The 11,495-nt window shown below is 55.5% G+C and carries 11 protein-coding genes; 4 read left to right on the forward strand and 7 right to left on the reverse strand.

Translation table 11 applies throughout. The features are described from left to right. The first annotated feature begins 65 nt into the window (after positions 1–65). Positions 66–296: a DUF2554 family protein gene (locus APU11_RS15605; RefSeq protein ID WP_013096641.1), complete on the forward strand. Its 231-nt coding sequence runs from the start codon at positions 66–68 to the stop codon at positions 294–296. Here the strand turns inward: APU11_RS15605 and APU11_RS15610 are convergent, their stop codons facing one another. After that, a complete protein-coding gene (locus APU11_RS15610) occupies positions 297–2,261 on the reverse strand; it encodes a U32 family peptidase (RefSeq protein ID WP_038419401.1) in 1,965 nt (654 codons plus the stop codon). An 80-nt stretch (positions 2,262–2,341) separates the two neighbouring features. Beyond that, positions 2,342–2,869 (reverse strand): XRE family transcriptional regulator, encoded by a 528-nt coding sequence (locus tag APU11_RS15615; protein ID WP_013096643.1) that lies wholly within the window; start codon positions 2,867–2,869, stop codon positions 2,342–2,344. Here APU11_RS15615 and APU11_RS15620 point away from each other — a divergent pair. After that, on the forward strand, positions 2,868–4,127 hold the full coding sequence (locus APU11_RS15620; protein WP_072200435.1) for a benzoate/H(+) symporter BenE family transporter: 1,260 nt from the start codon (positions 2,868–2,870) through the stop codon (positions 4,125–4,127). The two genes, APU11_RS15615 and APU11_RS15620, sit on opposite strands and share 2 nt — an antisense overlap. Here the strand turns inward: APU11_RS15620 and APU11_RS15625 are convergent. Continuing rightward, complete coding sequence (locus tag APU11_RS15625; protein WP_058651341.1) at positions 4,107–4,979, reverse strand: AraC family transcriptional regulator; 873 nt, start codon at positions 4,977–4,979, stop codon at positions 4,107–4,109. The genes APU11_RS15620 and APU11_RS15625 overlap by 21 nt on opposite strands. A gap of 175 nt (positions 4,980–5,154) precedes the next feature. Between APU11_RS15625 and APU11_RS15630 the strand changes: the two genes are divergently transcribed. Beyond that, the gene (locus tag APU11_RS15630; protein WP_020688599.1) at positions 5,155–6,051 is read left to right on the forward strand and encodes an EamA family transporter; all 897 of its coding nucleotides are present in this window, start codon (positions 5,155–5,157) and stop codon (positions 6,049–6,051) included. 32 nt (positions 6,052–6,083) lie between these two features. Here the strand turns inward: APU11_RS15630 and APU11_RS15635 are convergent, their stop codons facing one another. Both APU11_RS15635 and APU11_RS15640 read right to left on the reverse strand, forming a co-directional pair. Further along, a complete protein-coding gene (locus APU11_RS15635) occupies positions 6,084–6,758 on the reverse strand; it encodes a DUF3313 domain-containing protein (protein ID WP_058651342.1) in 675 nt (224 codons plus the stop codon). Between the two features lie 134 nt (positions 6,759–6,892). Next, on the reverse strand, positions 6,893–8,488 hold the full coding sequence (locus APU11_RS15640) for an ABC transporter substrate-binding protein (RefSeq protein ID WP_058651343.1): 1,596 nt from the start codon (positions 8,486–8,488) through the stop codon (positions 6,893–6,895). Between the two features lie 110 nt (positions 8,489–8,598). Between APU11_RS15640 and pepT the strand changes: the two genes are divergently transcribed. Beyond that, positions 8,599–9,828 (forward strand): peptidase T, encoded by a 1,230-nt coding sequence (pepT, locus tag APU11_RS15645; protein WP_058651344.1) that lies wholly within the window; start codon positions 8,599–8,601, stop codon positions 9,826–9,828. Here the strand turns inward: pepT and tehB are convergent. Together tehB and tehA are read right to left on the reverse strand one after the other, a co-directional pair. Beyond that, positions 9,825–10,418, reverse strand: a complete 594-nt coding sequence (gene tehB / locus APU11_RS15650; protein WP_013096650.1) for a tellurite resistance methyltransferase TehB — start codon at positions 10,416–10,418, stop codon at positions 9,825–9,827. The genes pepT and tehB overlap by 4 nt on opposite strands. Further along, entirely contained in the window at positions 10,418–11,419 is a 1,002-nt protein-coding gene (gene tehA / locus APU11_RS15655; protein ID WP_058651345.1) for a dicarboxylate transporter/tellurite-resistance protein TehA, read from the reverse strand. The genes tehB and tehA overlap by 1 nt, the downstream gene beginning before the upstream one ends. Positions 11,420–11,495 lie beyond the last annotated feature (76 nt).

The raw sequence follows: 11,495 nt of genomic DNA on the forward strand, positions 1-11,495 counted from the left end.
TGCCAATAATAACCCTACGAAACTACGTTCATGCTAGCGTGGCATTTTTATTGAAGGGGAAATCCATGTTCAAAAAGGGGTTAACGCTTATGATGCTGGTCTGCGCCCTGTTTTCCGGCCAGCTGATGGCAGGACACAAAGGCCATGAATATTTGTGGGTTAAGAATGTTGATCATCAACTCCGGCACGAGGCAGACAGTGATGAATTACGCAGCGCAGCGGAGGAATCAGCAGAGGGTTTGCGCGAACATCACCTGTGGCAAAAATCGCGCAAACCGGGTACTCACTTTCGTTAATTAATTACCCTTACGTTTCGGCAGGGTTTTCATCAGTTCGTCGGGGCTCACGGAGGCAACAATACTGCCCGGTGGCGGCATTTTGAAAATATGGTTTTTCATTTTGCCAATAACGTGCATTTCACACGGACGACAATCAAATTTGAGGGTCAGCACCTCGTCGCCATTCACCAGCTGCATTGGCGTAGCTTTCCAGCTCTTAATATTGCCTTTCGCCTGTTTCGGGCAAAGATTAAAGGCAAAACGCAGACAATGTTTGGTGATCATCACCGGCACATCACCCTTCTCTTCGTGCGCCTCATAGGCAGCATCAATTAACTGCACGCCGTGGCGATGATAAAACTCGCGCGCTTTATGGTTATACACGTTCGCCAGGAACGATAAATGCGACTCGGGGTAAACGGGCGCTGGCACGGTTTCCGCCTTACGGCTGCCGCGCGGATAATTCGCCAGTCGCGCGTCATCCAGCATCTCTGCCGTTTCCCGGCGGAACTGGTTCAGCAGACTATTTGGCACGAACAGCGCATCCGGCAGATTTACCGCAATGTTGCGCGCATAGTAAATGGTCTGTCCCAGCTTCGCCACGCCATCCTTCAGGCTGTTGAGGGCTTTTTCTGCATTGTTCGCCACCTCAAACAGACCGTCGAGGGTATGCGTGACGCTGATGCCGTCTTCACAGGTCATGGTCAGGATAAGCTGCTCTTCCCAGCCACCTAACTCGATATCCACCGCAATGCGACGCTCGCTGGAGGTTTTCAGCAGCGCCTGCTGCCAGTTGTGGTCAAGGTTACGGTTCAGCGCAGCGTTAGGACGTGCTTTATAGAGATCGGCAGGCATCTCGTTTGGCCACACGCGATAGCGGTTTTCACCGGTCTTTTCCACCGTATTAGCACGGAAGCCCACGACTTCACGTTTGATCATCACGTTCAGACCATCCCCGTTCGCCAGCGGTTCGGTCACCGACACGTCGAGATAATCTTTGGCGACCTTCAGCACCTCACCCACCGGTAAACCGATAAACTTCGGTGAATCAAACGCGCCAATATCGCCTTTACGGGCATTGACGAAGTAGTCCGTGCTGCCGCGGTGGAAGGTTTTATCCGTCGACGGAATAAAGAAATGCTCGGTGCGACCGGCAGACGCGCGCGCCAGGTCACCGCGATCTTCAATAATGGCGTCCAGCATCTGACGATAATGGGCGGTTATGTTCTTCACGTAGCTCATGTCTTTGTAGCGCCCTTCAATCTTGAAGGAACGCACACCGGCATCAATCAGCGCGCCCAGGTTGGCGGTTTGATCGTTGTCCTTCATGGACAGCAGGTGTTTTTCGAAGGCGACCACGCGGCCCTGATCGTCTTTCAGGGTATACGGCAGACGGCAGGCCTGAGAGCAGTCACCGCGGTTGGCGCTGCGGCCAGTCTGCGCGTGGGAGATATTGCACTGCCCGGAATACGCCACGCACAGCGCACCGTGGATAAAGAACTCAATGGTGGCATCCGTCGCCTGGTGAATATCGCGGATTTGATTCAGGTTCAGTTCGCGCGCCAGCACGATCTGGGAAAAGCCCGCATCGGAGAGAAACTTCGCCTTCTCCACGGTGCGAATATCGCACTGGGTACTGGCGTGCAGTTCAATTGGCGGAATATCCAGCTCCAGCACGCCCATGTCCTGAACAATCAGGGCATCCACGCCGGTCTGGTAGAGATCGGTGATCAGACGTTGCGCAGGCTCCAGTTCATCATCATGCAGTATGGTGTTCAGGGTCACGAACACTTTCGCCCCAAAACGGTGGGCGAACGGCACCAGCTCGGCAATATCGCTCAGGCTGTTGCTGGCGTTATGGCGGGCACCGAAGCCAGGACCGCCAATGTAGACGGCATCAGCCCCATGAAGGATCGCTTCACGGGCGATGGCGGCATCGCGGGCCGGGCTTAAAAGTTCAAGATGATGGGATTGCAGGCGCATACTTCGTCGTTATCCGTTATGGTCAAAATGGCGGCTATTGTAGTCAGAAGTATGCATCAGCGAAACAGTTTTGCGAGCCTTTAGCGGGGATAATGAATCAGGGAGTGAAAATGCACCGGTCGGCTGCTGCTGTTGCGGTAGGCATGCGGTTTATCCCCGGCAAAACGCACGCCCTGATCGGGGTAAAGGGTTCGCCATTCGCCGTCAATTTTCATCTCCAGTTCACCGCTTATCACCACCACGTGTTCAATCACCCCCGCCTCGTGCGGCGTGGATTCACTCAGGGCGCCGGGCGCCAGGATGATGGAGAAATGATCGAACTTCAGCGTCTCATCCCACGGGAACAGCGGTTTCACCACCATCGCCTGCTGCTGCGGGTCGAACACCGCCTGCCGGTCTGCCTCCGGCGTGATAAACGCCGAGAACGGGACGTTTAGCCCCGTGGCAATTTTCCACAGCGTCGACACCGTTGGGCTGGATTCATTACGCTCGATCTGTCCCAGCATGGCTTTTGACACCCCCGTCTCTTCTGCCAGCTTTGACAGGCTCCAGCCGCGCGCCTGGCGCTGCGTCTTGAGTGTTGTAGCAAGATGTTGTGTGATTTCCATGTTTCCTCCCGAGGGGGTAAGCATACCACTTGTACGCTATAACGCACAGTGCTACCTTATTGCGGACGTTATAACGCACAACGGAGATATTATGCGCCAGTCAGCCCCTCTTTTTCCCGCCATTCTTACCGGATTTGTTGCCGTCCTGGTCGGTTATGCCAGCTCGGCCGCCATCATCTGGCAGGCTGCTGCCGCGGCAGGTGCCAGCGCACAGCAGATCGCCGGCTGGATGACCGCACTGGGGTTTGGCATGGGGATCAGTACGCTCGCCCTGTCATGGTGGTATAAAGCCCCGGTGCTCACCGCCTGGTCAACCCCCGGCGCGGCGCTGCTGGCTACCAGTCTGCACGGGATAACGCTTGCAGAAACCATCGGCATTTTCATTTTCGCCAATGGGCTGATCTTACTGTGCGGCCTGACCGGACTCTTCGCCCGCCTGATGAAGCTCATTCCCCATTCGCTTGCCGCCGCGATGCTGGCAGGCGTACTGCTGCGCTTTGGCCTGCAGACGTTCAGTCACCTTGACGGCCATTTTCTGCTGTGCGGCAGCATGATTGCGGCATGGCTGGTCGCCAAAGCGCTGGCACCACGCTACGCCATTGTGGCGACTCTGATAACAGGGAGCGTGGTAGCCTGGGCGGGCGGTGACGTTGTCACAAACCGACTCACCCTTTCCCTCGTCATGCCACAGTTTATTGCACCGGCGTTTAGCCTCACCAGCCTGGTCAGTATCGGCTTGCCCTTTTTCCTCGTGACCATGGCGTCGCAAAATGCGCCCGGTGTCGCCACGATGAAAGCGTCGGGCTATCCGCTGGCGGTATCTCCGCTGATGATCGCGACCGGCGGGCTGGCGCTGCTGCTTTCGCCCTTCGGCGTCTACTCCATCTGCATTGCAGCCATTACCGCAGCCATTTGCCAGAGCCCGGATGCGCATCCGGATGCCAGTAAACGCTGGCTGGCAGCGATGGCGGCAGGCGGTTTTTACCTGCTGGCGGGCGTATTCGGGGGATCCCTCACCGGGCTGATGGCGGCCCTGCCGCCGAGCTGGATCCAGACGCTGGCAGGCCTGGCGCTGCTGGGCACCATCAGCGGGAGTTTGTATCAGGCATTGCATAACGAAACGGAGCGTGACGCGGCGATTGTCACGTTTCTGATGACCGCCAGCGGCGTGACGCTGCTCGGGATTGGCTCTGCATTCTGGGGGCTGGTGCTGGGAGGCGTATGCTTCGCCGTTTTATCACGTCTTCGCCGCGCGTAGCTGTGAAGGCGTCATCCCCATCACGCTGCGAAAGCGGTTGCTGAAGTGGCTGGCGGAGTTAAATCCACAGGCGAGTGCAATATCCGTCAGCGGCGTCGCCGTATGCTGCACCAGCGTTTTGGCTTTCTCCATGCGGCGCTGCATCACGTACTGGTGCGGTGCCAGCCCCGTCGACTGGCGGAACATGCGGGCAAAATGGTACTCACTGAGCGCGGCCTGCGCCGCCAGTTCAGCCAGCGTGAGCGGTTGAGCAAGGTTCTCTTCGATAAAGGCCAGCACGTTGCGCAGTACAAACGGCGATAGCCCGCCGGTGACCACCGGCAGCTTCCACTGCACATTCGAATAGTTCTGCAGCAGATGGGTCAGCAGCAGCGTCGAGGCCGTGCTGAGCGTCAGCTGGTTGGCTTTTTGCTGCCAGTCACAGCCGAGCAAAAACTGACGATAGAGCGCAGTGATTTTTGCATCGCTGCCAAAGATTTTTTCATCCAGCGTCAACGACAGCGGGCGTTTGTCCCAGATTTTTTCACCCACATCGCGCAGATGGTCATCGGTGCAGTAGAGGTGGACAAACGACAGGTCATCGCGAATATCCCACGTCGATTCACTCTCTTTCGGCATCAGGCAAAAACGATCCGGCCCGCCGCCGTTTTTCCAGCCGCCCGGCGTTTTTTGATAGCTCTCATAACCGTCCGCCACGTACAGGCTCAGGGTGTGATGATTGCTTTTTACGGTGATCGTGTCGCGCTTGTTGTACCACGCCGCCAGCTGGATAGCGGAATTGAGCGCAACGGTTTCCCGCAGCACGGCGTTCTGTTGGCGTAGCGTTTCAAAGGTATCGTAAGCGTGTGACATAACCGTTAGCGCGTCTGTGAATCAGAATGTCAGTCTAAGAATTGTTTCTTCACGTTGCCAGACCCCGGAACAGAAAAAAGCGCAAGATTTTGCAAGTCCGCCGCAGGACGGTGAAAGCCTGTCAACGCCCTCGTCGCCATACTGTGGGTTTCCGTGGTTTGAGAAGAGAGACAACATGAACGCATTGTTATACGGACTGGTGGTGGTTATCTGGGGAACCACCTGGATTGCAATTTTCCTGCAGCAGGGTCCTGTGGCGGCCCCGGTGTCCATTTTCTGGCGTTTTGCGCTGGCCAGCGCCACGATGATGGTGGTGCTCCTGGCGCTTGGCCGCCTGCGTAAACTGGCGCTGCGGGATCATCTGTTCTGCGTGCTGCAAGGATGCTGCGTGTTTTGCTTCAACTTCTGGTGCTTTTACACGGCAGCGGCGCATATCAATACCGGCCTGGAGTCAGTGATATTTTCCATGGCGGTGCTCTATAACGCCATCAACAGTTTTATTTTCTTCGGACAGCGTCCACCCGCGCGTTTCTGGACAGCGGCCGCCCTGGGTCTGGTGGGGATCATCACCCTCTTCTGGGACGATCTGCTGGCCAGCGGCTGGAGCGTATCGCTGCTGACGGGCATTGGCCTTTCCGCACTCGGCACCTACGGCTTCTCGCTGGGCAACATGATCAGCATGCGGCATCAGCGCAGAGGGCTAGAGACGATGACCACCAACGCGTGGGCGATGCTCTACGGTACGCTGGTGATGGGCTGCATCGCGCTGTTCAGAGGCGACAGCTTCGCGCCGCAATGGACGATGAGCTACATGGGGGCGCTGGTCTATCTGGCTCTGTTTGGCTCGGTGATTGCCTTTGGCGCCTACTTCACCCTGGTCGGACGCATTGGTCCGGGCAAAGCGGCCTACAGTACGCTGCTCTTCCCGCTGGTGGCGCTGTCCATCTCCACCGTGTATGAAGGCTACGTCTGGCACATTAACGGCATTATCGGGTTACTGCTGATTCTGGGCGGGAATATGGTGATGTTTACCAGACCGGAAACCTGGTTCAGACGCCTGCGTACGGCATAAAAAAACGGCCTGCGCGTGCAGGCCGTATATGATTATTTCGCTGTTTTATGCACATCAAACATGGTGGCGTCCGTCGCCATGTCATCAACAACCTGCTTCAGCGTCGCGAAGGTCATTGGTGAATTTTCGTTGTTCAGCTCTTTACCTTCACCTTTACGAACAACCTTGATTACCGGTTTGTTCGTCGCCGCATCAATCAACTCACCCTCGAAAAAGAGATGGGTATCCATGGTGCGATGGCCGGTTGCCATCTGCGTACCTGCCACCACCAGCGCAACAGGCACTACTTCATAGAACTGCAGACCTTCTTTCTGCGAGCTCACCCCGGTGATCGCCCCGCGGAAAATCAGGCTGTGTTTGCCCGGCGTCGTCACAATTGGCTTGCGTTGGCCAATCGCGGTTTTCATTTTTTTATTGGTGTAATTTAACAGCTCATCAAGCGTACGTTGACCAATCTGAGTGGTCGGTTTAGGTGCCGGATAATAGGTAATCGGCGTCCAGATGATACTGTCGTAATTTGCTTCGTTATAAGAAGGATCGACCCAACGCAGGGTTGGTTTACCCGTTGCGGATGTCGTTTGCTGCAAGCCTGAGTAATCTTTCAAAAAGCCGGAGTATTGTTCAGGCGCGGCGACCTTGGATGAACACCCCGCCAGCGCCAACAGACCAGAAAGCACTGCAACTTTAAAAAAAGTGTGAGTACGCATGATGGTTTTCCATGTTATCTGCAAGTATGCATTTGAAGTTATAGCAAAAGTCAGGCGGGTTTGTTGTGACAAAAAATGATGCCGGGAGCACAATTTGCGAAAAGTCTGCCCGCCATGCGACGGGCAGTGAAAAATCATGGTTTGATATCAACCTGCCAGAAGATATGTTTGCCAAACGGGTCGATTTCGTACCCCGTGACTTCCTTACGAACCGGTTCAAAAATCGTGGAATGCGCGATCATCACCGCGGGCATCTGATCGTGCATCATCTGCTGAGCCTGCTTATACAGCGCCACGCGTTTGTCATGATCGGTTATCGATTTTGCCTCGGCGATGATGTCATCAAACGGCTTGTAGCACCATTTGGCCGAGTTTGAACCGCCGTTCGCCGAGGTGCAGGTAAAGAGCGGACCAAAGAAGTTGTCCGGATCGCCGGTCGCCGTGGTCCAGCCCATCAGCGCGGCCTGATGTTCGCCGCCCTTCACTCGCTTCAGGTACTCGCCCCATTCGTAGGTGACGATTTTGGTCTGCACACCCACCTTGGCCCAGTCCGCCTGAATCATCTCCGCCATGCGTTTCGCATTCGGGTTATAGGGGCGCTGCACCGGCATCGCCCATAAATCGATGCTGATACCGTTGGCAAAACCGGCCTCTTTTAACAGCGCTTTGGCTTTTTCGGGATCGTATTCGTAATCCTTCAGCTCGCTGTCGGCCCCCCATACCCCCGGCGGCAGCAGGTTCTTCGCCGCCGTGCCAGTGCCGTGGAACACGGCGTCAATAATGGCCGGTTTGTTGATGGCCATCGCCAGCGCCTGGCGCACTTTCACATTATCCAGCGGAGGCTTCTGGGTATTGAACGCCAGGAAGCCGGTATTCAGCCCCGCCTTGCTCATGAGATTGATATCCTTGTTCGCCTTCATCCGCGGCAGATCGGCCGGGTTCGGGAACGGCATCACCTGACATTCGTTTTTCTCGATTTTGGCAAAACGGACCGACGCATCCGGCGTAATGGTAAACACTAGCCGATCCAGCTTCGATTTCCCCTGCCAGTAGTCCGGGAAGGCGGTGAACAGGATGCGGGAGTCTTTCTGGTATTGCGCCAGCTTAAAGGGGCCGGTGCCGATGGGCTCCATGTCCACCTTCTCCGGCGTGCCCGCCTTGAGCATCGCGTCGGCATATTCCGCCGAAAGAATGGAGGCGAAATACCACGCCAGATCGGCGACAAATGGCGCTTCCGGGTGCGCCAGGGTAAAGCGCACGGTATGGTCATCCACTTTATCAATCGCGGTGATTAAACTGCCAAACTCCAGACTTTCAAAGTTGGAATAGCTGCCGTTAGAGACGTTATGGTACGGATGATTAACATCCTTCTGGCGCATAAACGAGAAAATCACATCATCGGCATTAAAGTCGCGCGTTGGCGTAAAGGACTTATTGCTCTGGAATTTCACCCCTTTGCGCAGATGGAAGGTATAGACCTTGCCGTCTTCGCTCACCTCCCAGCGATCCGCGAGGCTCGGCACCAGCTCCGTGGTGCCAGGTTTGAAATCGACCAGCCGGTTATAGACCGGCACCGCGCTGGCGTCCACGCTGGTACCCGAGGTATATAACTGAGGATTAAAATTTTCCGGAGACCCTTCGGAGCAATACACCAGCGTTTTCGCGGCTACGGTGGAACTGACCGTGAGCGCGGCGAGTGCCAGGGTTAACGTTGTGAGTTTGCTTTTCATCATTTATTCCTGTCTTTTAATTCGACGGCTAATTAATTCTTTTGCCATTTCATAAATAACATTAAAGTGAGGGAGCAAACACCCGAAAAATAAATAAGGAAGAAAACACTATGGGCTCGCCGCTTTCCAGACAATTAACGCAACGCTTTTTCCGTTATCTCGCCATCACCAGCCAGAGCGATGCAAAAGTCAGCACTCTCCCTTCCACTCCGGGCCAGCATGAGATGGCGCGAGAACTGGCCAAAGAGTTGACACAGCTGGGCTTAGACGACATTGTCATCGATGAATTTGCCACGGTCACCGCGGTAAAAAAAGGCAATGTGCCCGGCGCGCCGCGGATTGGATTTATTACCCATATTGATACCGTTGACGTGGGATTATCACCGGATATTCATCCACAAATATTAACCTTTAATGGTGAAGACCTCTGTCTGAATAAAGAGAAAGAGATCTGGCTTCGCGTCAATGAGCACCCGGAAATTCTGGCCTATCCCGGCGAAGAGATTATTTTCAGCGATGGAACCAGCGTATTAGGCGCAGATAATAAAGCCGCCGTGACCGTGGTGATGACCCTGCTGGAAAACCTGACGTCGGCGGATCAGCATGGGGATATCGTGGTTGCGTTTGTGCCGGATGAGGAGATTGGCCTGAAGGGGGCAAAAGCGCTGGATCTGAAGCGCTTCGACGTTGATTTTGCCTGGACGATTGACTGCTGCGAGCTGGGTGAAATTGTCTATGAAAACTTTAACGCGGCGGCGGCAGAAATCCGTTTTACCGGCGTCACCGCGCACCCCATGTCTGCCAAAGGCGTGCTGGTGAACCCGCTGCTGATGGCGACGGATTTCATTAACCATTTTGACCGACAGCAAACCCCGGAGTGCACCGAGGGGCGTGAGGGCTATATCTGGTTTAACGGCATTCAGGCCGGGCAAAACGAGGCCGTACTGAGAGCGAATATCCGCGACTTCGATCAGGCAAGCTTTGCCGCCCGTAAGCAGCAGATTGCCGACGTCGCGGCGCTGATTGCCGCCCGACACCCCACCGCAAAGGTGGAGTACCAGATTGAGGATACCTACAGCAATATCAGCAATGCGATTGGGGAAGATCGCCGGGCCATTGACCTGATGTTTGCGGCAATGGAATCCCTTGGGATCACCCCCAAACCCACCCCGATGCGCGGCGGAACAGACGGCGCGGCGCTTTCAGCCAAAGGGTTGTTAACCCCGAACGTCTTCACCGGCGCGCACAATTTCCACTCACGGTTTGAGTTTCTGCCGCTGTCGTCGTTCGAGGCCTCTTACCATACTGCCCTGCAACTCTGTCTGCTGGCCGCCCGTTAAGCGGGTTTACGTGCCAGCAGGGTCGCGAAGCGCAATTTGATGCGGTTGCCGTTCTCGTCGGTGCGGTGCAGTTCGCCGGGATCTTCGTTGTACTTAAGCAGATCCCAGCCTTCGTAATAGTGGCTCAGTTCGCCGGTTTTGAATGCAAACGGGAAGCCGACGGTACAAGGATAATCCGCAGTATCCATGGCGGCCACAATCAGGTTGTAACCGCCCGGTTTCGTGCAGCGCTGCATATTGGCGATCAAACCAGGGATGGTTTTCGCTTCAAGGAACATCAGCACCACGGTGGAGAGAATGAAATCGTATTCCCCGTCAAAGCTCAGGCTGTTCAGGTCTTTGATCGCCGTCTGCAGATTCGCTATGCCTTCCGCCGCTTTAATGCGTTCGATGTTATCGATGCTCATGGGGTTTTTATCCCACGCCGTCACATCGTAACCGTTAGCGGCCAGATAGAGGCTGTTGCGGCCATTGCCGCAGCCGAGATCGAGCGTTTTACCGGGCTTAACGATCTCTGCGCTGTACAGCACCTCTGAATGGGTACGGGTGAGTCCATATTTCTCGGTGAAGTAGTTTTCGTCGACAGCCATTATTGTTCCTCAGATTGCATAAGCCGTGCTTTCTCAGTGCGCACCAGAAGTTTGCCCTGTATCAGCAGGATGAATGTACGAACCAACAGCATCCCAATGATGAAGTTAGTGAAGATAAAGAGCGGCACGGCAATGGCGTGGAAAAAGCCTGACGCGCTGCTGTGCCCCAGATGCAGACCGGTGGTTGCCAGTGCCGACACGCCAAACGAGAAGCTCCAGAACGATGCGTTAAACGGCTGAGACATATACCACGGCAACAGACGCAACATAAACAGCAGTTGCAACAGGCCATAACCGAACAGCATTTTGGCAAAGGTATCGGCTTCCCCGCCGTTGACGCTAATCCAGGCGCTGCAGGCCACCAGCGCCGGGGCCAGTTGAATACCCAGCGACGTACGCAGTGCGGTGGGCAGTTCACCCGCGCTGCGAAGGCGCTGGAGAATAACCGGTTCCAGGCTGAGCCAGGAAAAGACACCTGCGCCGAGGAAGACTAACCCTGCATCGTTAAACCCCAGCGCACCACACGCCATCGCGCTGATAAAATTGTTTGCCACCGTAGGCAGATATAACCCCGGCGTTGTCGCCTCCTGAGGATGGTTACCGCGCCATAGCCCGGCGCTTTGCCAGGCGGAATAGGCAAGCTGCACCACCACGCCCACGGCAAATAACACCAGCGAAACCGGGCGGTACCAGGGGACAAACCCAATGGCAACCAGCATCGTGGTGGCCGGAAAAAGGCTGACAAAGCTGCTCATCACCGGGTGTCGCATTTCCGCCAGCACGCTACGCGGGAAACGCACCGCGCGCGTAATAAACGCCACCGTCAGTAAAAACCAACATACCACCGCAAGGGCAACCAACCCCTCACCCGGCCAGCGCGTAACCGGCCAGAGGGTGCTGGCGTATCGCCAGGCGAACCCCATGCCGATGATGCCAAGGACCATGCCAAAATAACTTGCGGGCAGGTTAAGTACCTGCCGGGTTTCGTCATTTTTATTCATTAATTTTAAAATTTAAAATGTATTTGAAATGCCATTTTAAGGTGTTTCCGCCTCGGATGCCAGCACAACGCAAAGC

It is taken from the genome of Enterobacter sp. 50793107 (assembly GCF_001463365.1).
In the GTDB taxonomy this organism is placed as follows: Bacteria; Pseudomonadota; Gammaproteobacteria; order Enterobacterales; family Enterobacteriaceae; genus Enterobacter; species Enterobacter cloacae.